The organism is Calothrix sp. NIES-3974 (assembly GCF_002368395.1).
Lineage (GTDB): Bacteria > Cyanobacteriota > Cyanobacteriia > Cyanobacteriales > Nostocaceae > NIES-3974.
On the sequence record NZ_AP018254.1, the window covers coordinates 5,878,640 to 5,901,409 of the forward strand.

Genomic DNA, 22,770 nt, shown 5'->3' on the forward strand with positions numbered 1-22,770 from the left:
CCTTGAGATAGCAAAAATATGATGATTTCCTTTCCTCTGTTAAAATTTTTCAATAGTATTTTTGAAGTCAGTAAAATCCACATTAATCACCAATCCCTAGAAATGGCAGGGAGTAGAGAAAAGACGTAACATGTTACGTCTGTAGGAGCATAGAAAGAAAATCGAGAGGCGATTGCAAGCTTATAATTTACTTGTGATTTATTTCGGGTAAGCGTTTTCCAATCCAAAATCCCACATCTAATTACCCCCAAGTCCCATCCCCAACCCTATGAATCAGCATTTGACCTTACCACCTCATATTTCCATTCGTCGCGCTACAGTCAAAGATAAATGGGAAATTCAAACCCTATTATTAACATGGGATGATAATCGACAGGTGGCGAATTATAATCTTTATATCCTGATGACTTGGTCGGTAATTCTGGTAATTGTTTTCATTTACAGTTGGCTGCTGGCGGTATGTATTTTTGGTATTTATCTGCTTTCTGAATATGCCTTTAAATCCTATAATACCTTTTGGGTAATTGAAGCCAATCAAGTCATATTAGGGTGTGCAGAATTAAGAAATATGCGTCAGCATTCGTTATTATTCAATGTCTGTATCAAGCGTAAATATCGACATCAAAAATTGGGATCTTATTTAATTAAGCATATAATTCAATATGCCAAAAAACCACTATATCTGGGTTGCTATCAAGAATTAATCCCCTTTTATTCCCGCTTTGGATTTACAGTTATTAGTCCTAATCTACTATCATTAGAAATTCAGTTCAGCCTGGGATTAAATCAAGGCAATCCCATCATTCCGATGGTTCTGTGGGAATAATCCTTGTCGCAAAAGTCGGGTTTTAACGTAATTTAGGACTGGAAATAGGGAGAAGGGAGTAGGTAATAGTACGGCAGGGTGAAAATTAGTCTAATTCAACACCAAGTATCGGGAATATCCATAAAAATTGCAAAATTTCGTTACAATTTAAGCATCAAGAGAGATTACTCTGCGCTTAAATATACTGCACATGAAACTTATCTCCGAACCTGCGATCGCGATCAAAATCAGCAAAATGAAGCACCGGGTACGGTGGAAACATCGTAGCGTCATCCAGATGGGAATTGATCAAACACGGATGGTATTGGACGACGGAAAGCAAGATCAAGGTCAGTTTTCCTTCATGGTGATTGGGGATACGGGAACTCGTTCTACCTACACCCAACACCCCCAAAGGTTAATAGCTGAATCAATGTTGAAGCATCGGGATGATTGTGCTTTTACCTTGCATACTGGTGATGTAATTTACGTTGTTGGTTCCTCTGAGTATTATCCCCAAAATTTTATTGAACCCTATCGTGAGTTTTTATTTGGAGGAGAAAATCCCCGCAGTATTCGCTATGACCGCATGTTGTTTGAAAAGCCGATACTACCAGTTTTAGGTAATCACGACTACTACGATGTACCTTGGATCTATCGCTTAGTGGCTGGTAGTACAAAAAGTCTGAGAAAATTGTTTAAATACAAAGACTCAGAAATTGGTTGGCATGGTTCTAATCAGGGAGATGCATTTGCTAGGGCATTTATTGATTATTTAGCCCAGATTCCCGAAGCCGAGTTAGCACACCACTTTGACTCATTTTACAATGCCAAGACGGATACGGGTCGAGTATTGCGCTATTTACCGGGATTTTTTACCCGGATTCCCAATCGTTACTATACATTTTCCTACGGGGGGATAGATTTTTTTGCCCTGGATTCTAATACCTTTAATGTTCCCACACCCATTCCCCATACCCGTGAAGGAGATGCAACCCGTCATCAACTAGAAAAACGTCGTCAACAAATCGAGCAGGAAGAAGTCGAAATTATTACTGCGATCGCCAAATTAGATCGGGAAAATCCAGAACACACAGAGCAGTTAGAAGCACTCACTGGGAAACTCAATCAAATTGATGAAATCAAAATTGATATTGAGAAGCAATTACAAGAACCAGGTAATCTCGTATATGATACCGAACAACTGGAATGGTTAACCAATCGCTTGATTGCATCATGGCAAAACCCAGAAATACGCGGACGGGTATTATATTTCCACCATCCTCCCTTTGTCACGGAAGCAACTAAATGGCATCAAGCTCAAACCTTAGCGGTGCGTCATCGTTTACGGGAAGTTTTTGACAATGTGGAGCGGGTGATTGGCAAAGACCGGAATCAGCGTCCGATTGTTGATTTAATTTTAAACGGACATGCCCATTGTTTAGAATATTTAACCACCGCAGATACGGGACATGCTGATACAGGGATTAATTGTTTAGTCTGTGGAGGAAGCGGTCATCGTCCCCGTCGTCAACGTGAGGACAACAATCAGTTGATGGAGGTAGTCGATGGGAAGCAGCGCAAAGTAGCTGATTCCCACCTGTTTGTTGGGTGTAATGGGTACAATTCCAAGCGTCGTTTACCCTATTCCTTTGTGCGCATAGATGTGCAGGATGGTACACCTCCCAGATTTATTGTTCGTCCCTATGTGTGGGAACGGTATCAAAAGCAATGGTTTAGTTATGAGTTAGATCCGTTTGAGTTTTAGTTCCGGGGGTGCTACCGTTGTACTTTGGAGCTGATACATTTTGGGGAGCTTTCGGGTGTAGGGAAAGAAAATGTATCAAAATCAAAAGTTGAGTGAAATGGTATTAGCTGATTTAAGACAGCGACCACTCATAACGGGGATAGTTTTAAGCGATCGCATGGTTGGGAGAAAGAGCGATCGCTCCTAAGAGGATGTTTGTCAAGTATTAATTATCACTATTTTGACTATCGTCCTGACTCTGGAGATGGGGTTATAAAGCTGATTTTTCCTTCGAGAGTACAGACGCGACTTGTCGCGTCTCTTCCTATTCCCAAAAACGATAATTCAAGTATTAAAATCGACTTTTAAAACATCCTCTAACAGAGTGCGCTACTATCAATTTAGTTAGTTCTGCTCTCAGAATTCATTGTGGCTACACTCCTTAACATCAACGAAGCTTGACTACAAGAGGTGTTAGCACTTGACGGGTGAGCATTGATTCTCTGGTGGAAACGGCACTGCGCGAATATATTCAACGTCGCAAGCGGCTGAAATTTATGTAGAATTAAAGAAAATTATGTTTAGCAAATAATGAAAATGCTTTTGAGAAAAGGAAGCGAATTATATGAATATTGAAAAAACTATTGCAGAAAAAGTACGGGTATTGTCACCAGAAAAACAACACCAGGTATTAGCCTTTATTAATCTACTAGAAAACGATGAATGGGAACTTTTATATCAAGGAAAATTTCAAGAATTACAGCAGGAAATTAATCTAGGAATTGCAGCAGCTAATAGAGGTGAATTTGTGGATGCGGAAGAACTATTTTCAGGTTTAAGAAAAAAACTCCAAGAAAAACGTACTCAGGCTGGGCAATGACCAATATTTGTAAATTTACAGTTCCAGCCAGTCGAGTTATAGCGATCACTCCTAACAGATTGCGCTACTATCAATTTAGTCAGTTGTGATCTCAGAATTAATTGTGGCTACACTCCTTAACATCAACGAAGCTTTACTACAAGAGGCATTAGCACTTGACGACCAGGTGAGCATTGATTCTCTGGTGGAAACAGCACTGCGCGAATATATTCAACGTCGTAAGCGGCTGAAAGTGTTAGAACTTTTTAATACTATCGATTATGACGAAGGCTATGACTACAAACACCAACGTCAGCAAACATGAGTGTAATTGTCGATACTTCTGTTTGGTCACTGGCTCTGCGTCGGAGAACGCCACCCGATTCTTCCCCTGCCGTCACAATATTGCAGAATTTAATCACTGACGACCAAGTTGCTTTGCTAGGGTCAATTCGCCAAGAAATTCTTTCTGGAATCCGCAATTTTGAACAGTTTACCCGTCTGCGAGATTACCTGCGAGCTTTCCCAGATTTAGAACTCATAGCTGAAGACTACGAACTCGCCGCAGAGTTTTTTAATACCTGTCGCAGCAATGGTATTCAGGGTTCAAATACTGATTTTTTGATTTGTGCTGTTGCTCATCGTCGAAGCTACAGCATCCTGACTACTGATAATGATTTTTACACTTTTCGGACATATATCCCGATTATTCTATTGCCTATTGACACTTAGATATCATCTTGACAATCCAGATATTGGATATTGGTCTCGATAGCCACACGCAACGTCATCATTGTGGAGATTACTGACGCATAGCTTTAATTTTAGTCGTGATGTCGGTAGCCATCATCTATCTTTTCTGAAATTGTAGATGTGAATAACCAAGCGATCGCTCACAGGTGAGATGTTTGTCAGCGATCGCAGGTAGAAGGAACTTTAAATTAGCCTGACTGACCTCAGAAAGCGTCAACACATTCAATAGCCAACTATTAACCACCTTCTAAGTCAAACCTCAGTGTATAGCCGTGCAAAGTATAACTAACACCTAAAATCCGAACCATCTGCACACCCGTAATTGCTCCATTGATGCTACCAATGATGTGTAAAATCTTAAATGTAGGGTTGTTAATGATTGATGGTTGACGGTTAACAGTCACTAGTCATCAGTCAACGACACGCTATTTTTCACGACTTAAATCGGATTGCTGTAGAAGGAGTTAGTATTAGAAAATAAGAAAAATATTCGCAGTGATCAGTTTTTGGGGAATCTTGTAATAAGGATAGTTTATGACTGAAATTAATCCCAGCTACTGGGACAGTTACAAAAACAACATAATGACCCACGCTGCATAGGATTTCAACTGGCCATGGGATAGGGAGTACGATAGCGCCAAAGGGTATGCAATCGGGTAGCAGGCATGGTTAAATATAAAATATCGCCGGGGCAAAGGTTAAATCTAAGTAGTTCCCAACCATGAATAGTACTATTTTGGGTTTCGACGTAGAGGGGGACAAAATTGGCATTCATGGCTGCATCTTGGACGCTCAGACAACAGAAGGGATGGGTGGAAGTGATGACAGTGGCGATCGCGACCCACAGTCGATCGGAGGTAATCCCATTACCAATTACCCGTCCCCCTAAAGCTGCTGCGGCAAAGGCTGGTGCAGCAAGTTCCGCAGGACTCAGCACAGCATCAAAATCAAACACCTGTTGGGCTATTCTCGCAAAATCGGGGTCAGCATAACGCACGATAATGGGTACATTGGGGGTGATGGCTTTGGCGTTGAGGGCAATTTCCAGGTTACTCGCATCGTCACCACTAACGGCAATCAGAGAAACCGCAGATTCCAGATTCGCAGCCTTCAGCATTGTCGGAAAACTCGCATCACCATGAATTACTGGTATTCCTAACCCCCTGACCATGTTGATAAAACGGTTGTTGGCATCGGGTTCAATGACGACGACTTCATAGCCACTTCCATGTAGAGTTTGGACAATTTTAATCCCAGTACCACTCAAACCACACACGATAAAATGGTGACGCAGGGGAACACGCGCAACATCCCAAAATTGCTTAAAGCGACTACCGAGAACAAAATCGTTGAGCAGAGCATACCAAATACCAAACGCGATCGCTCCCACCAGCATAATTACAACTGTAAAATATTTGATGCTTTCCGGTGCATTTTCCACAACTTTTTCATTACCCCCAGCACCAGTTAACATTCCCACGGAAAAATACAGAGCATCGATGACGGATAATTTCAATTCGGTGGACATGTAGGTCACTGTTGCCACCAGGATAATCATTAACACAACTAATGCACCGATGACAACCGAACGTGCATGTTCTTGAAACTGACGAATATGAGTTAAAATCTTGAAAAATTTGCGCAGCAGGAATTTACGCTTTGACCCGGTTTTCGGTTGGGTCGCAACAATTAGGCGATCGCCTGCTTTTAATCTAACACCCGTCATCACTGCGGACACTAAATCTAGATCACCCTGAGCAGGTAAGTAATATATAAATAAACGACTGCGATTTTCCCATAAATCCTGGAGTTTACAACCAATCCAGGGGTGATTTGCGTCGATATTCACCTCGTGAATTGGCCAAGTTTGCTGGAATAATTTGATTTGTCCAATTGCCTTATTTCCCATCGCCGCAAAGGTAAACACGGGTGCGGCTAAACCTGCTACACTCATACTTAAATGCTCTGGCAAAGTTTGATCCAGACGTTCACCCAGGCTAGTATTAAAAAAGCGGTTAATAACCCGAATTGTTGGATTCAAAACCCGCGCTTGCATCATCACTGCCAAATTTAATGCATCGTCCGGACCTGCGATAACTAGGGTATTAGCCTGTTCAATTCCCGCAGCTTTGAGGGTTGCAGCAGCAGAAAGATTCCCCACAATCACATCACCCCGTGTTTCCCCAGGAATTTGCCGATGGTGAATTCCCACAACTTGCGCACCCTGTTGACGTAACAAACGAAATATCTTATATCCCGTTCGTCCTAATCCGCAAACAATTATCCGAGGTTTCATAAAAATATCGGCTACTGATTAAATCCCAAATCCACGAATCTACAATCTCAAATCAATCTCAAATGTTCAAATTTATTGATTGCGACTAATTATGGAAAAATCACCGGATTTTGACAGTAGCAAGTATGTCACTCTGATTTGACCTTAAAGTTATTCCGAAACTTTGAAGTCGGGTCTGCGGAAAAGTCTTTTCGTGAGGGTAGGGAGTAGGCAGATTTTTAAAACCTCTCTGTTCCATACAACCGTAAACCAAACTTTCCGGCTGCTGTTTGTCTAAATTCTTCAATTTCAGCTAACATTTTTGGCGGTAAATCTTGCATATTAGGACGACGCTTCGGATGTTCTGGTGGTAATAAAAATGGTGCTGCCAGGGCTGCAAAAGTTAAATCAGCAGCAGTAAATTTATCACCCACTAAATATTTTCTCCCATCAGCAATTAAATCACTTACCATTGTCAATATTTCCTGGATTTTCGTATAAGCTTCATTCTGGGAATTATCATTAATTTCAAAGTTTGTTTTTATCACTTTTTTGACGATTGGAAATGTAAATGGGAATAACAGTTTTTCCAATACTGGTACATCTCGACACCAAGCTTGTTTAATTAATTGCGGTTGATTAATCGTATGGGAATATCCCCAAAGTCTTGCTGTAATTCCCAATTCTTCATCAAAAAGGTTTTCTAAATCTTCTACTTGCTTGCGTAATTCTGGCTGAATTGGAAATAATTTACTCTCATCCGCGACGATTGTATCTAAATATTGTAAAATTTTTGTCGAATCATGAATAACTTGATTTTCCATAACTAAAATCGGTGTTAATTTACCACCTAAACTCTTTGCTATAGGTATATGAAATGGTGGTATATGGGCTTCTTCTACATAGGGAATATTTAATTTTGTTAAAGCCCATCGAACTTTTTCACAGTAGTGGCTCACGGAAATTGTAATCAAACGTAAAGGCTTTTGTAACGACATAGAAAATACCTATTTTATTACACTTGAATAAACAAACTTCAACGGGATAAAAATATTCAGACCGACTGGTCTTTTTTAGGGTAAATAAAAAGAGCTATTATCTGAACAAATACTCGAACCGTTTCAGAACATAACCTCTACCGACAAAGCCGAAAATACTCCGATAAACCTTTTCCAACCCCTGTATTCTAGATTATTAATCATTAATTCCCCTCCTTAACTGCAAATTGAGGAATTCATGTAAATGACGAATAGCCCTTTCCACATGAATCGAATCACCATACAACTTACTCATCATCACAGCACCTTCCAAGGTAGAAATAATAATAGATGCAATTTCATCTCCATCCACATTGGCTTTTATTTCCCCTTTTTCGATACCTTTTTTAATCAAATGACGAAACAGTTGTCGCCACGAATTCATGGCTTGAATCGCCTTTTGTTTCAACGCTGGATGAGCATCATCACTTTCAATTGCAGTATTTAATAACGGACAACCCCCTTTCATAATCGGATCTTCTGGATGATTCACATAAATTTGGAACTCATCCACAATAGCTAATATCCTGTCCACTGCATGACGTTTAGATGTCCAAGCTAAACGATAGCGTTTTTGAATTTGGGAAATTGCATAATCAAAAGCTTGTAAAGCTAAATCATCTTTACTGTGAAAATGGTTGTATATTCCACCTTTTTTTAATCCCGTCACACGCATAATATCCGACATCGATGCACCTGCGTAACCCTGTTGATTAAACAAGGCTGCGGATTTTTCGATAATCATGGCTCTAGTAGCTTCACCTCTAGACATCATGGGTGTTTTTGGGTATCAGACCATTCGGTTTGATGATAACACGAATTATATACAGCAATCCGATTTAAGTTGTGAAAAATAGCGTGCCGTTGACTGATGACTGGTAACTGTCAACCGTTAACAATCCTACATGTAATATTTCACAAATCCCGCTCGGACTGCTGTAAATTTTAGGTTTTGGATTGAATGGGTTGAAAAAGACAAAAGCCGACTGAACTTGAAACTTGAGAGAAATTCTTGACTTGAGCTAGAATTCTGTAGCTGGTATCAACAGTGGTAGAGGAATACTTCTGGGAAAGATTGCCAGTCAATGCAGGGGTAGCAATTATGTCACCAGAAGAACCGATCATTTTTACCACAGAGGAAACGGCTTTAGGGGTATACCCACGTCCACCAATTTTAACCAGCTTGGAGACGAATTGGGATGGTTTTGGATTGGCTTACATGTGTCAACCAGCCTTTGCAACACCAGAAATGGCTACACCCCGATGGCATGGTATTTGTATTTTCACACATGGCGATCGCATAATTCATGCCCAACGCAAATTAGATGGGAAAAAGCGTCTGGATGCAGTTGCTGGTGGTAGTATTGTCGTCAATCCAGCCCATGTGAGTCAACAAGCAACCTGGGATGAGGAAGGGGATTTTATCATTTTGGCAATGGAAACCCAGATATTTGACCGAGTGGTAGCGGAAGCGAAAATATCGTCTTCAGTGGAATTACTACCCTGTTTTTCTACTCCTGACCCCTTAGTTTATCAAATTGGACTGGCTTTAAAAAATGTTCTCGTGACCAATCCTGTTGGTAGTCGGTTATATGCAGAAACAATGATCAATGCATTGTCGGTGCATTTGCTACAACATTATGCTAGTCACAAATCTGTGTTGACAGAATATAGTCACGGTTTATCAAAGGGTAAGCTTCAGCAAGTTATAAATTATATCAATTCCTATTTGGATCGGGATTTAGGTTTACAAGAAATTGCAGAATTAGTACACATGAGTCCCCATTATTTCTGTCAGCAATTTAAGCAATCAATGGGAATGACACCCCATCAATATGTAATTCGCTGTCGGATTGAAAAAGCCAAGCAATTACTTCTACAAGGGAATATAACTATTTGTGAAATTGCTCATATAGTTGGCTTTGCCAATCAAAGTCATTTAAATTTTCACTTCAAGCGTATTGTCGGGACAACACCCAAGAAATTTGTCAAGTAATAGCTACAAATAACTAGAATCTGTTAAAAATCGGAATTTTCTGGAAGACAGGAAACTGCTGTTTTTGCATATTTTATAGATAAGACTTAACCCCGGATTTGGAGCAAACCCCTAAAAATTATAGGGAGTGGGGAGTAGGGAGTAGCAGGAAAATTAACCTGTTACTCAATGCTTGTTACTCACTCGTGAGAAATACAGGGTAAGCGTTTTAAATTCATAGTTTGCAGAGCTTATAATTCTTCGTAATCCAAAATCTAAAATCGAAATATGACAAGAATTGAAACGAAAACCGAACCGATGGTCATCAATTTCGGTCCCCAACATCCTTCTATGCATGGTTGTTTTCGGATTATCGTCACCTTGGATGGGGAAGATGTGATTGATTGTGAACCAGTCATCGGTTATTTACATCGAGGAATGGAAAAAATTGCCGAAAACCGTAGCAATATTATGTATGTTCCCTATGTTAGTCGTTGGGATTATTATGGGGGAATGTTTAATGAAGCAGTAACGGTAAATGCAGTAGAAAAACTAGCTCAAGTGACAGTTCCAAAACGTGCTAGTTATATTCGAGTGATTATGTTGGAATTAGCGCAAATTGTCAATCATTTACTGTGGTTAGGTCCATTTGTGATGGATATGGGTGCGCAAACTCCTTTTTTCTATACTTTACGTGAACGGGAAATGATTTTAGACCTGTACGAAGCCGTTTCTGGTTATCGGATGGTGAATCATAATTATTTTCGGATTGGTGGAGTTGCAGCAGATTTACCCTATGGTTGGGTGGATAAATGTGAGGATTTTTGTGATTGTTTTTTGCCAAGAATTGATGAGTATGAAAAATTAATTAATCATAATCCGATTTTCCGTCGTCGGTTGGAAGGAATTGGCTTTTTAAGTCGAGAGGAAGCTATTAATTGGGGTGTTTCTGGACCAATGTTACGTGCTTCGGGGGTAAAATGGGATTTACGTCAAGTCGACCATTATGAGTGCTATGACGATTTTGATTGGGAAGTACAATGGGATAGTCGGGGAGATTGTTTAGCACGCTATTTGGTCAGGATTGGGGAAATGCGTGAATCTGTGAAAATTATTCATCAAGCATTACAAAAATTACCCGGTGGTGCATATGAAAATTTAGAAGCAAAACGAATTGCTGCGGGGAAAAAATCGGTGTGGGATGACTTTGATTTTCAGTATATTGCGAAAAAGATTGCACCTACTTTTAAAATTCCTCAAGGTGAAATCTATGTGCGGGTGGAATCTGGTCGAGGAGAGTTAGGGATTTATTTAATTGGTGATGATAATATCTTTCCTTGGCGTTGGAAAATTCGTCCAGGTGATTACAATAATTTACAGGTTTTACCGCAATTAATTAAGGGTTTGAAGGTGGCAGATATTTTTGTGGTGTTGGGAAGTATTGATGTGGTGATGGGGTCGGTTGACCGTTGAGCAACAGATAATTTTTTTGTGGAGACGCGATACATCGCGTCTCATATTCTGTTTTTTGAATTCATATTAATTTTATGATATCAATAACCTGATGATTATGAATTATGCCAGATTTGCAGTATATACACGGGTGCAATGGTGTAATTCCACAAATCCATCTTCATCACTGTGCTGGGAAATTAAATTCAATAATTGGGAGAAAATCTGTTGTTGAATATTCACATCACTGGGAAACCAGGAAATACTTTTGACTAAACCTGTTAGTGACTCTTGGTTATATTTTTTGATATTTGGGAATATATATAACTGCAAATTGGTAAATAAACTACTTGTTGTTAAAGGAGCGATCGCAGTCCATAATTGTTCTGGGGTGGAGTTGTCAGCAACTGTTCTAATTATTTTGTAGTATTCACCAGAAAATAGGTGATTAGTATCTAAATCATTCCAAACCAAAGCAAGTCTACCGGAAGATTTAAGAACACGAGCAAATTCCCTTAAACTTGCTTCCGGAGGAAACCAATGAAAGGCTTGGAAGCTGGTAATTAAATCAATGGAATTATCGGCAAAATTCAATTTATCCGCATGACCATCCACATACTTTACCAGAGGATGGGGTTGGGCGATCACACGCATTTTTGCATTTGGTTCCACTGCAATCACCTGTATACCTTTTTGTGCAAGTAAGTTGGCAGAAATACCTGTACCTGCACCAATATCTGCGGCGATAAATTGGGAATTAATTGGTAAATCTTTCAAGATTTGATCAATGGCTGCATGGGGATATCCCGGTCGATATTGGTGATAATTTTCAGCTTTATCGGAAAATCGCTGAATGAATTTGTTTTCAGTTGACATATATCCTCTGGGAAATTAAATAATAAGTACATAAATTGAAAATTTCATCAGTTTCTTTTTCTCATCGTGATTTATCTGCTAATGTGCAGTTAAATGTATATAAAGCTAAAATACTAATTTACTGTCGTGCGCTTGTTCTACATAACTTAGGCGCTCAACAGTTTACCATCTATGGTAAATATATATACAAAAATCCGATTTCTCGCAGCATCTTTCCCTGATCCAGATGATGGAGAAAATGGAGTTAGTAGTCAATATGTTAAATTGGGGAAATTAATTCTGGTCAAAATTCTGGTTAAAGATGTTTTCGGAAACTTATTATTTAATTCGTTCTAAAACTGATGGGAAGTATCTGACAGCACGTCCTGATGATAGTGAATCAGGATATTTACTGATTTTTAAGGAGAATTTTGATGCTTTGAGCTACTTAAATACCCATGCTGGAGAGTTAGCAGTAAAACTTGGTGTGGAATCTATTCCTGGTTATCAAATTTCCGGTCTGTTGAAACGTTGGGGATTTATAGGGGTGGGGATAGTAGAAGATCCTCTGCTTCCGAAAATCGAGTTTTTGAGACGGGAGTAGGGAGGAGAAGAAACCCGACTTCTCCAGACGACCCGACAGGTCGTCTCTAGCGATTCCCTGTGTTTCTGGAATTATGTGAAATCAAATCGCTGTATACTTGGATGAGTTGTTGAGCGATCGCACTCCAACTATAGTGGTTTAGGGCATATTCTCTGGCATTGCGTCCCCGTTCCTGTCGTTCCTGGGGGTTTGTCAAGGCTAGACTAAGTTGCTGGGTTAATTCCTGAATGTCGTTGTGACAGACCCAACCTCCGTTACAGTTGCGGACATCTGACCAAATATGTACCCCGTCTGATATTACCACTGGAACACCAGCCACCATTGCTTCCGCGACGGCAATACCAAAATTTTCATAGTAGGATGGTAAAACGAACAAATCCGCAGCTTGGAGTAAGGCTGACTTTTGCGTACCCGTGACAAAACCAGTTATGGTAGAGTGCGATCGCAAGCTGGAAGTATGGATTCTAGTTTGAATTTTTTGTTCGTATTCCGGGTCTTGGGGATTTGTCCCAGCCATAATAAAATGGAATTTGATTCCAGCTTGAATTAAATTTTCCAGTGCAGGGATTAAAATCTCTAAACCCTTTTTGGGGTCAATCCGTGACATAAATAAAACTATCGGTAAATCTTCCCCAATCCCAAAATCTACGCGAATGGAATTTTCCCCGACACAAACCCCCGGATTTACCCCTAAAGGAAGGATAATGTCCCTTGTGGTGACACCAAAGCGATGGGAAATCTTAGCTTCTTCTACACTGGTAAAATGTATCCCTGCTGCTTGAGCAATGTTGGCTTTTTCAATTGCTGCTGCATAGATTTGTTTTAGTCGCTTTTTTTTACGTAAATCTGCGGGGTCAAGGGTTCCTAATGGTCGCAAAATATACGGAATATTTTTTCGACGACAAACCCATGCAGCAAAACTACTCACGGGGGAGAATAAAGCATGAATATGGACAATATCATACTCGTCACCGTGATTGTCCAGCCATTGCAATAAATATAGGGAAAACTTGTAGCGACGAAAGGGGGAACAGCGAAAATAGATAATTTTGTACCCATCCTGTTCTATCGGCTGATTTAAGGGTACATCTAAAGGAGCTTGACCGCGATCGCCGTTACTATCTGTTGTTAAAATTGTTACTTCTACCCCGGTTTGAACTAAAGCTGGTGCTAAACCCAAAACCATCTGACTTGGACCACCATAAATTAAAGAAATTGAGGGGACGATTTGTAATATTTTCATTTTGCTGTGAGAACGGAATGGATTTTGGATTTTGGATTATAAAAAATGTTTGCAACACATTCAGAATATTAAATGCAATATATGTGGAAATGAAGATGTAATATTTAGATTTTGGATTTTGGATTTTAGATTTTGGTGGATTTTGGATTATTTAAAAATGTTTGCAACGCATTCAGAATATTTGTGGAGACGGAGACGTAATATATTACGTCTCTACATCTACATGTTTCAAATTGGTAAACTTATTTCTCCTGTATTCTGTATCCTGTCAACCGTATTCTTTGTTCTGACAATCGTATCCTCAATTAACTGACGATAGAATTGTAGCTGCTGTTTAGCGACTGCGGTATTGGTATACTTAGACATTGCTCGCATGTAACCTAAATTTGCTAAATTCTGTCTTAATTCTGGGTCGTCAATCATACAAGATAAACATCTAGCTAATTCATCCACATTACCTTCGGGAAAAATCAAACCAGCATCATGAATTACGTGGGGAATTTCTCCTGAATCAGAACCAATAACAGGTACTTTTGCAGCCATTGCTTCGATTAAAACATGACCGAATTGCTCTTTCCAACCGACGGAAGTCATAGTTTTAAATTTATAGGTTGTTTCTGAAGGCAAGACCAAAACATTCATTAAATTAATGTAATTAGCAACTTCCGAATGGGGAACACTTTCCACTAAAATGACCCTATCTCGAATTTGATTTTCGACAGCAATTTCCAATAACTTATCCTTCAGTTCCCCTCGTCCTAGTAATAACAGTTTCCAATGGCGATCGCGGATTTTAGTTAAGGCATTAATCAGGGTAATAATTCCTTTTTCTGGCACAAATCTGCCGACAAAACCCACGACAAAATCATCCTGATGTAAACCATATTGAGCCATCAATTCTGGTTGCGATCGCGGTGCAAATACAACTTCATCTACACCTAATTGGGGCATTACCTGAATTGGTTTTTGAAAACCACGTTGACGTAAGATATCCGCACCATCTTGATTACCACAAATGATGCCGTCGGTATGAGCTAAATTATATTTTTCTAATAATGAGATGGGAAATTTAAGTTCATAGGGTAAATTCCACCAAGTGAAAAAGATATTTTTGGCTTTTAAATTTAAGAATTTATTCAAAGTAATTAATTCTGCATAAGCAAGAGATTTAGAACCTTGCTCAACTTGGATGATATCCGGTTTGAATTCACGCAATATTTTGATTAAATCACTTCCAAAGGTAAGTAATCCTTGGTTATTTTGACTAAAATTAGAAACCGGAACAATCCGAAAATTACCTTCATCTCGAAACTGGGTTTCAATAATTTTATTTTGTACTCCTCCAGGAATCCAACGCTGGGGGACAACCACAGTCACTTGAATATCCGATTCTAAATTTGCTAAAACTCTGAGTTTTTCACAATTGAGGTCAACAATATAAGTATGACTGACGACTAGTATTTTCATAATATTAAAAAATTTGATTAAAAGCTAGATAAAAAAGACAGGATTTACGTAACTGGCATATGATTTTAAGTTCGTAGTGAGGACTTTAGTTCTCAAATTCAGCGCTATATTCGCCTAGCATATCGCTTCCAACGAGTGCATCCTTGCAGGGTAGCACTTAATAAAAACAAAAATCAGAATTTTTGTGACACTTGCATAAGTTATAAAAAATTAACAAATTAATTACATTTCTTGTATTTCTCACGAAGTGGTAAATATTAAGTAACAGATTAATTTTTCCCGCGTTCCCAAATCCCCTAATTTCCAGAGGTTTGTAATAAATGCAAGGTTTATATCTGGAAATTTAGACAGGACTTACACAAAGACAACGTAAGGTATACACGCAGCGGCTTCTTGCTTGCGTAGTAATCCCAAACATCTGATTTTTCGTAACGAGTACGTAATTCTGATTAGAAAATAACTATTTGACACAACCAAACATATAGTTTCAACCTGCTAATTTGAATAATGTTACCCGTCCTCCATTCCCTACTCCCCACTCCCTATTCCCTACATTTTCAAGCTTGATTATCTAATTTAGTGTAAACCTGTCCATTACTCCAAATGGATTTAATCAAAGTAAATACAGCCTTGAAAAAACCTAAAATATAAAAAATACCCCGTGTGACAACTTTAATCGGAGAAGCACTTTTGTGACAAGGTGGACGACCTAAAACATGACAATCAAATAAACGTGCAAACAAACGTAATGCTTGGTTTGCTGTTAGGTTTTTCAAACCCATTAAAAAATGATTATGATAAAAAGTTAATTGATATTTAGTCGAACGGGTGCTGATATCATGACATCCTCCCGTCTCTTCACCTAAATGAACTAAACAAGCTTCCGGGTCATACCAAATTTTGTAGCCAGTCTTGCGTAAACGTAAACAAAAATCCGATTCTTCTCTCACTGCGCTCCCGCGAAAACGCTCATCAAACCAAATATCATGTTTGATAAAAATATCCCGTCTAAACGACATATTACAACCCCGTGCAGTTAAAACCTGTTGAGGTTTAACGGTGTGAACTAAATCGATATAATACCAAGCAATACCGGGGTCCATTGCTTGGGGAGGTAGATATTCAATTATTTGATAATTTCCCTCCCCTTGGGTACGTCCTTGGGCTGCATCTGCCATTTTCATTTTATCAAAAACCCTACCAGCAACCGCACCAATTTCGGGATTTTCAAAATTCTTGGCATGGGCTTTTAAAAACCCTGGCTGCATTTCTACGTCATCATCAATAAAAAGAATTATCTCTCCATCTGCACGACGAACTGCATAATTTCTTGCACCAGGAAGACTAGCCCAGTTAATACGAAACCATTTGATTTTACCAAGATTTGCTAAATTAGTTAAATAGGATTCTGTTTCTGGTTGATGTTGTGGTGTTTGGTCTACTATTAAAATTTCATAGTCAGGATAATCCTGATGGAGAGCATCTTCTATACTTTTGATTAAAGGTTCTTCCCTTCCATAGGTAGGAATCACAATAGATATTTTCGGTAAATTCATAATTTAATGATATTTATATATTTAGGCAAATTTAAATAATTAAAATTAAATGACGTTGTAGAGACGTGGCATTGCTACATCTCTACAGATAAAAATTAACCACTAGGTACTAACCATCTTCCTTTTAATTCTAGATTTACTTTTTTTACCTTGTTCCTCTGTCGCTTGCACCCTTGCAGCTTCAATTGCTTCTAATTTATCTATTTCTGGTAGTTTTAATAAAATTCCAGCTGCTAACCAATAGTAGACAGCAACCGGATCAACATCGAGTGGGTAGTAATATGTGTTGTAACTAATAAATAATATAAACGTCCACATGGATGAAGCGTAACTACGGAAATTACGGTTTTTTATCTTTCTTGTTGTTTGCCAACAAATAATCGTGAGTATTGTCACTAAAACTAAAAAAGCAATCATCCCCACAATACCAATTTCATAAATCAATTTGGGATAATAGGTTTCAACTAGCTTCGTTTCTCCCATTGCTCGTGCAGAATTAGTTGCTCTTCCTAAACCACTTCCAAAGGGTCCAGCAACGTTTTTCAAATTTTCATGGAATTGCTCAGTAATAAATGCGTAGGGTGGAGAAGCATTCCAACGACTAATGAAGCTATCAAGACGCTCTTGAACGATTGTTGGATTACTAACTATAGCACCTCCTAACAGCACTACTAACCCTCCGAAAATGGGTACAAATTTTTTCAGGTTAGCAACTTGTCCTGTTAATATTAATTGCAATACAAAACAAGCGGGAACCAATGCTAATGCAATACGTTGTCCGGAAATGGCTGCATTAACAAACACCATTGCCATTGAACCCAAAGATATAAATCTCCACAATAGGGATGGGTCACTAAATCCAGTGGCAAAGGTAAAAAATGTACTAGAAATTAAAAACCAAGCCCATTGCCAAGGTGCTACAAAGGTTCCAGGAAGCCGAATCATCCCCTGGGACGGACTGTATACTAGAGAACCACCAAAGTAACACCGTGCATCCAATGTGGCTTTGAATAAGTCTGCACCTGTTAAATGATCGGTTCCTTCACAAATACCTGTAAGTAATAAAATATACTGTATTAAACCTAAAACACAGCAACTGAGAATTAAAACGATTTGAAAACGAGAAATCATTAAAAAATCCCGTTTGTTGCGAATCATGTAATAGGTGCAACTAATAAATGGAAGATAACCTAAAAGCACTTTTAATCCTAAAATACCCATTCCTATCGGAAATTCTTTCGTTGGTGCTGCGAAGGGTTTTACAGGAGGTGGATTAAACTGCTGTGCGACGTTTGCGAGGAGAAAGGTAATTCCACAGCATCCTAATAAAATAAATAGGGGGGTTTTAATTCCCTGGGGAAGTATCAATGGTAAACGTTGTTTTTGTAGATTCTGAAATAATCCAATCGCTGCTGGAATATAAAATGCATCTTTCGCTAACTGTAAAATTGGACTATTACCGATGTAGTAAGTGATTGTTCCCCCAAAAGGTACGTAAATAATAAATCCAATTAAAGCTTGACGTGGGTATTTGTAGGACAAACCCATAACCACTACCCCTAAGACACCGGGAATAGCTGCTTTAATTCCAACTGCTAAAAATAAAATTAATCCTAAAAGTAATCCAATACCAATTGTTTTACTAGCAAAGCTGATTAATTCTTGGCGCTCCCGCATTTTTTTGCGTTTAATTGCCAATTGTTCCTTTAGTGTCAAAGTGGCTTCATTTTTGGAGGTAGACTTCTTCTTTTTGCTGCGAGACTTAGGTTTAAACATGCAACTTAAATAAACAATAAATGGAAGATAAATTAAAATTTAAAATGCAATATTTAGGTTGAAAAATTGACGATGAATTCCTCGTTAGGTAAATCTGATGATTTATATTTGGAAATCAAATGGTAAAAATTTTAATTATTAACATTAGGTGAAACAGATTTCGTGACTGTTTTGTGCCCTAGAAGAACAAGTATAAACATACACAAAAGTCTTTGAATTATTACAGGAATATGTTACTCCAGTCTGTTATACCCGAAGTTAATCGAAATGCATCCAAATTCAGTATAATTACGAATATAGAGGCGATATAAATGATATTTTGCGCCAAAATAACAAAATACTTATACATTCTTCCTGGATAGACTTGACAAAGATGTAACAAGTAAGAAGATTAACTATACAGCCAAATTAAACGATAAAATTTACAAATAATGCGTGTAATCGGTTTAATGAGCGGTACTTCCGTCGATGGGATAGATGCTGCACTAATTGAGATAGAAGGGGAAAATCTGGATATACAAGTGGATCTAATTGCGGGTGCGACTATTCCCTATCCAGAAACGATACGGAGTCAAATTTTAGCAGTCTGTGCCGGAGAACCACTGACAATGGCAGCCTTAGCAGATTTAGATGATGCGATCGCAAGTTGTTTTGCCACAGCTGCGTTGGAAATTCAATCTGGCCATCCTCCAGCCGAATTAATTGGCTCTCATGGTCAAACAATATACCATCGCCCTCCGAACGCATCCCTGGGCTATAGTTGGCAAATTGGCCGGGCTGACCTGATTGCCCATATCACTCAAACCATGACAATTAGTAACTTCCGGGCTGCCGATATTGCCTGTGGTGGTCAAGGAGCGCCAATGGTTCCCCGTGTTGATGCGGCTTTATTAAGTGATACTACAGAATCAAGATGTATTCAAAACATTGGAGGTATTGGTAATGTTACGTATCTACCTGCGGCTCAGGGTGACTGGTTAGGAGGAATTCGTGGTTGGGATACAGGTCCTGGCAACAGTTTAATTGATTTAGCCGTCAGCAAGTTAACAAATGGGGAAAAAACCTACGACCAAAATGGAAATTGGGCTTCCCAAGGTATACCCTGTGATCAATTGGTGAAAAACTGGTTGCAACACGAGTATTTTCATCAAGTTCCCCCTAAATCCACGGGAAGGGAATTATTCGGTGTTGCTTTCCTGGAAAAATGTTTCCGCGATGCTGACGAATATCATCTCGAACCAGCAGATATCCTCGCAAGTTTGACCGAATTAACCGCTTTGTCCATAATCCATGATTATCAGGCTTTTTTAACCTCTATGCCTGACCGGGTTTTATTATGTGGAGGAGGAAGCAAAAATTTATACCTCAAATCACGGCTCCAAGCAGGATTAGACCCCATACCAGTAGTTACCACCGATGATTTTGGTGTGAGTGCAGACTTTAAAGAAGCGATCGCATTTGCAGTTTTGGCATATTGGCGGTATCAAAACGTACCTGGTAATTTGCCCGCAGTCACAGGAGCATCCCGCGAGGTGATTTTAGGTGAGATTCATCCCCCTGTTTTCAATAGGGAGTAGAGACGACCCGTCGGGTCGTCTGTACAGGGAGTAGGAATGAGCTATTTTTTTGTATCAGCAGTATATGTAGGCTATTCCTGTATCCTATATCCTGTATTCTAGGTTTGTAAATCAAAATGGCTTTGGTAATAGCAGGGGAACGTAGTGGAGTGGGTAAAACCACGGTTACGTTAATGTTGTTGGCTGGGTTACGTCGTCGGGGATGGAAAGTACAGTCCTACAAGGTCGGTCCTGATTATATCGATCCGATGTTTCATAGTTATGTGACGGGGCGTGCTTGTCGCAATTTAGACCCAATACTCACTGATGAAGTCTACGTACAAAGCTGTTTTCGTCAACATCTAGCGGATGTGGATTGTGCTGTTGTCGAAGGAGTGATGGGTTTATTTGATGGGGTGATTGGTTCCGGGGGTAAGGGGATTCCTTGGGGAAGTACAGCTCATGTGGCAAAGTTAATTAATACACCTGTTGCTCTGGTGTTGGATTGTAGTCGGATGTCTGGTTCGGTAGCTGCTGTTGCTCATGGTTTTGCGACTTTACACCCCAACTTGAATATAGCAGGGTTAATTCTGAATTCCGTTGCCAGCGATCGCCATTTGGCAATTATTGAGGATGCTTTATCTGGTTTTGGTTTACCGATTTTAGGTGTTTTGCGTCGGGAGACGGATATTCGGATTCCTAACCGTCATTTAGGACTAGTTCCGACGGAAGAGTTGGGAGAAATTGATCATGTGATGGGACGGTTGGCTGATTTGGCTGATACATGTTTTGATTGGGAAAAACTATTACCTTTATTAGCAGTTAAATCTTCAGAGATAAAGACAGAAATCCAGAGCAAGATAGTGTCCTCTACTCAAAAAGTGAGAATATTAATTGCCCGCGATCGCGCTTTTAATTTTTATTATCAGGATAATCTTGATCTGTTGGCAGAAGCGGGTGCAGAATTGGTATTTTGGAGTCCATTAACGGCAACAGAATTACCAGAAAATATCCAGGGAATGTACTTGGGGGGCGGTTTTCCAGAAGTGTTTGCAGAAAAGTTAAGTGCTAATCAAAAAGCTATATTGGCTGTCAAACAAGCAATTTTTACAGGGATGCCCACAATTGCAGAATGTGGAGGTTTAATGTATTTATGTGAACAGATTATTGATTTTGCCGGTAATCAATGGCCAATGGTTGGTGTTTTACCAACTACAGCAATTATGGGTCAAAAATTAAAGTTGGGATATCGACGGGCTATCTGTTTGGAAAATAGTCTATACGGTCAACCTGGTGACGTTATTTACGGACACGAGTTCCATCGTTCTGATTTAAAAAATCTCAGTTCCACACCTTTATTTCAAACCTATCGGGTTGATACAGAGGAATTTGTGGCTCAGGAAGGTTGGCATACACCAGCTAATCTCCACGCATCCTATATTCACACACATTGGGGAAATAATCCCTCTTTTGTCCACCGTTTTTTAGATTTGGCGCAAAAATTTGGTGTTGCGGAATAATTTATCGAAACGTAGAGACGTAGCAACGCTACGTCTCTAAATGACACAACGTAACATTTTCAATTCATATTGGCATTCCATAATACCCAAAATTGAAATAAAAAAGAAGAGACGTAATTCTTCGATTTTACGTCTCTGTTAATCAGGGTGTAGGTCAAAATTAAGCCAAAATTAAATCTATCACTTAATTAACTGGCTAAATACTCATTCATCCCATTTTGGGCTTTACGTAGCTTATTTAAAGCCTCCCGTTCTATTTGTCGAACCCGTTCCCGACTAATATTCAATACTTCACCAATTCTGGCTAATGTCATCGCATTCCCATCTGCTAAACCAAATCGCAAGGAAATAACTTCTCTCTGTTGCGGTGTTAAGTCCGCCATCATGGTTTGTAAATCTTCAGAAAGGGCTGATTGGGTGACAAATTCCTCCGGACAAATATTCTCATCTTCCAACATTTCCCCTAATTCCGTATCCTGGTTATCACCCATCCGTAAATCCAGAGAAAGCGGTAAACGAGATTTTTCTAAGTATTCTCGCACTTGAGCAGGTGTTAATTTGAGTTCCTCTGCTAATTCACTGATACTAGGCGCATGTCCGAGTCTTTGAGATAATTGTCGCTGGGCTTTCTTGATTTTATTCAGCTTTTCGGTAATATGGATAGGTAGGCGAATTGTTCGACCTTTTTCAGCGATCGCCCGTGTAATTGCCTGCCGTATCCACCAGTAAGCATAGGTGGAAAATCGGTACCCTTTGGATGGGTCGAATTTCTCTACCCCCCTCTGCATCCCGATACTTCCTTCCTGAATTAAATCCAATAAGTCCATATTCCGCTTAATGTACTTCTTGGCGACCGAAACCACTAACCGTAAATTGGCTTCCACCATTTTCCGCTTGGCGATTTCACCTTCAGCAAGGGCTAATCTCAATTCCTCCGGTTTGATGTTTGCAACTTCAGCCCACTCCTCTAAACTTGGCTGTCGTCCCCACTTTGTCGCCAACTCATCCCGAATCTCCGATAAAGCTGTTGCTCTCTGTACCTGTTTGCCATAGTGTATTTCTTCCTCGTGAGTTAGGAGCGGTACTCTGCCAATCTCACGCAGATAAGTCCGCACGAGGTCTGTGGGTGTCTGGGCGGTCTTCATAGCGCGAATCTAAAGTAACTATAGGGTTGATTAATTAGGGTGGGATTTCTGGTCAATAAATGTATTCGAGCCAAAAACAGGGCTACATTCCTTTGAATGTCTGCCCTATTCCCGTTCGCGATGTGGTAGCTGTCACTCAAGAAAT

21 protein-coding genes are annotated in these 22,770 nt (G+C 39.5%); 10 read left to right on the top strand and 11 right to left on the bottom strand.

From position 1 onward, the window contains the following. Positions 1–268: 268 nt before the first annotated feature. From CDC37_RS23395 to vapC, 5 genes are all read left to right on the top strand, one after another. Positions 269–826, top strand: a complete 558-nt coding sequence (locus CDC37_RS23395) for a GNAT family N-acetyltransferase (protein ID WP_096625613.1) — start codon at positions 269–271, stop codon at positions 824–826. Between the two features lie 190 nt (positions 827–1,016). Continuing rightward, the gene (locus CDC37_RS23400; protein ID WP_096625615.1) at positions 1,017–2,573 is read left to right on the top strand and encodes a metallophosphoesterase; all 1,557 of its coding nucleotides are present in this window, start codon (positions 1,017–1,019) and stop codon (positions 2,571–2,573) included. Between the two features lie 604 nt (positions 2,574–3,177). Beyond that, a complete protein-coding gene (locus CDC37_RS23405; protein WP_096625617.1) occupies positions 3,178–3,432 on the top strand; it encodes a hypothetical protein in 255 nt (84 codons plus the stop codon). 103 nt (positions 3,433–3,535) lie between these two features. Continuing rightward, a complete protein-coding gene (locus CDC37_RS23410) occupies positions 3,536–3,736 on the top strand; it encodes a type II toxin-antitoxin system VapB family antitoxin (protein ID WP_096625619.1) in 201 nt (66 codons plus the stop codon). Continuing rightward, positions 3,733–4,143 (top strand): type II toxin-antitoxin system VapC family toxin, encoded by a 411-nt coding sequence (gene vapC / locus CDC37_RS23415; protein ID WP_096625621.1) that lies wholly within the window; start codon positions 3,733–3,735, stop codon positions 4,141–4,143. The genes CDC37_RS23410 and vapC overlap by 4 nt, the downstream gene beginning before the upstream one ends. A 118-nt stretch (positions 4,144–4,261) precedes the next feature. Here vapC and CDC37_RS25360 read toward each other — a convergent pair whose 3' ends face one another. The 5 genes from CDC37_RS25360 to CDC37_RS23430 all read right to left on the bottom strand — a co-directional run bounded on the left by CDC37_RS25360 (position 4,262) and on the right by CDC37_RS23430 (position 8,248). After that, positions 4,262–4,408 (bottom strand): hypothetical protein, encoded by a 147-nt coding sequence (locus CDC37_RS25360; protein WP_157780831.1) that lies wholly within the window; start codon positions 4,406–4,408, stop codon positions 4,262–4,264. Further along, positions 4,401–4,568, bottom strand: a complete 168-nt coding sequence (locus CDC37_RS24635) for a hypothetical protein (RefSeq protein ID WP_157780832.1) — start codon at positions 4,566–4,568, stop codon at positions 4,401–4,403. Before CDC37_RS24635 ends, CDC37_RS25360 begins: the two co-directional genes overlap by 8 nt. A 200-nt stretch (positions 4,569–4,768) precedes the next feature. Beyond that, a complete protein-coding gene (locus CDC37_RS23420; protein WP_096625623.1) occupies positions 4,769–6,460 on the bottom strand; it encodes a potassium channel family protein in 1,692 nt (563 codons plus the stop codon). A gap of 218 nt (positions 6,461–6,678) precedes the next feature. Next, complete coding sequence (locus CDC37_RS23425; RefSeq protein ID WP_096625625.1) at positions 6,679–7,437, bottom strand: glutathione S-transferase family protein; 759 nt, start codon at positions 7,435–7,437, stop codon at positions 6,679–6,681. 196 nt (positions 7,438–7,633) lie between these two features. After that, a complete protein-coding gene (locus tag CDC37_RS23430) occupies positions 7,634–8,248 on the bottom strand; it encodes a TetR/AcrR family transcriptional regulator (RefSeq protein ID WP_096625627.1) in 615 nt (204 codons plus the stop codon). Between the two features lie 330 nt (positions 8,249–8,578). On the opposite strand from CDC37_RS23430, the gene CDC37_RS23435 reads away from it, so the two are divergent. Continuing rightward, entirely contained in the window at positions 8,579–9,472 is an 894-nt protein-coding gene (locus tag CDC37_RS23435; protein WP_096626595.1) for a helix-turn-helix domain-containing protein, read from the top strand. A gap of 267 nt (positions 9,473–9,739) precedes the next feature. Beyond that, positions 9,740–10,924, top strand: a complete 1,185-nt coding sequence (locus tag CDC37_RS23440) for an NAD(P)H-quinone oxidoreductase subunit H (protein ID WP_096625629.1) — start codon at positions 9,740–9,742, stop codon at positions 10,922–10,924. Between the two features lie 102 nt (positions 10,925–11,026). On the opposite strand, the gene CDC37_RS23445 is transcribed toward CDC37_RS23440, so the two are convergent. Beyond that, on the bottom strand, positions 11,027–11,779 hold the full coding sequence (locus tag CDC37_RS23445) for a class I SAM-dependent methyltransferase (RefSeq protein ID WP_096625631.1): 753 nt from the start codon (positions 11,777–11,779) through the stop codon (positions 11,027–11,029). Between the two features lie 301 nt (positions 11,780–12,080). On the opposite strand from CDC37_RS23445, the gene CDC37_RS23450 reads away from it, so the two are divergent. Then, positions 12,081–12,362, top strand: coding sequence for a hypothetical protein (locus tag CDC37_RS23450; RefSeq protein ID WP_096625633.1), 282 nt, complete (start codon positions 12,081–12,083; stop codon positions 12,360–12,362). A gap of 46 nt (positions 12,363–12,408) precedes the next feature. Here CDC37_RS23450 and hpsP read toward each other — a convergent pair whose 3' ends face one another. The 4 genes from hpsP to hpsL all read right to left on the bottom strand — a co-directional run bounded on the left by hpsP (position 12,409) and on the right by hpsL (position 18,404). Then, on the bottom strand, positions 12,409–13,605 hold the full coding sequence (gene hpsP, locus CDC37_RS23455) for a hormogonium polysaccharide biosynthesis glycosyltransferase HpsP (protein ID WP_096625635.1): 1,197 nt from the start codon (positions 13,603–13,605) through the stop codon (positions 12,409–12,411). A gap of 228 nt (positions 13,606–13,833) precedes the next feature. Next, positions 13,834–15,072 carry a hormogonium polysaccharide biosynthesis glycosyltransferase HpsO gene (gene hpsO / locus CDC37_RS23460; protein ID WP_096625637.1) on the bottom strand — a complete coding sequence of 413 codons (1,239 nt, stop codon included), beginning with the start codon at positions 15,070–15,072 and terminating at the stop codon, positions 13,834–13,836. Between the two features lie 557 nt (positions 15,073–15,629). Next, complete coding sequence (gene hpsN / locus CDC37_RS23465; RefSeq protein ID WP_096625639.1) at positions 15,630–16,628, bottom strand: hormogonium polysaccharide biosynthesis glycosyltransferase HpsN; 999 nt, start codon at positions 16,626–16,628, stop codon at positions 15,630–15,632. A gap of 102 nt (positions 16,629–16,730) precedes the next feature. Next, entirely contained in the window at positions 16,731–18,404 is a 1,674-nt protein-coding gene (gene hpsL / locus CDC37_RS23470; RefSeq protein ID WP_096625641.1) for a hormogonium polysaccharide biosynthesis protein HpsL, read from the bottom strand. A gap of 431 nt (positions 18,405–18,835) precedes the next feature. Here hpsL and CDC37_RS23475 point away from each other — a divergent pair, with 431 nt between their 5' ends. Together CDC37_RS23475 and CDC37_RS23480 are read left to right on the top strand one after the other, a co-directional pair. After that, positions 18,836–19,981 (top strand): anhydro-N-acetylmuramic acid kinase, encoded by a 1,146-nt coding sequence (locus tag CDC37_RS23475; protein ID WP_096625643.1) that lies wholly within the window; start codon positions 18,836–18,838, stop codon positions 19,979–19,981. Positions 19,982–20,097: 116 nt separating this feature from the next. Further along, on the top strand, positions 20,098–21,480 hold the full coding sequence (locus CDC37_RS23480; protein ID WP_096625645.1) for a cobyrinate a,c-diamide synthase: 1,383 nt from the start codon (positions 20,098–20,100) through the stop codon (positions 21,478–21,480). Positions 21,481–21,668: 188 nt separating this feature from the next. Here CDC37_RS23480 and CDC37_RS23485 read toward each other — a convergent pair whose 3' ends face one another. After that, the gene (locus CDC37_RS23485) at positions 21,669–22,625 is read right to left on the bottom strand and encodes an RNA polymerase sigma factor, RpoD/SigA family (protein WP_096625647.1); all 957 of its coding nucleotides are present in this window, start codon (positions 22,623–22,625) and stop codon (positions 21,669–21,671) included. Positions 22,626–22,770: the final 145 nt, after the last annotated feature.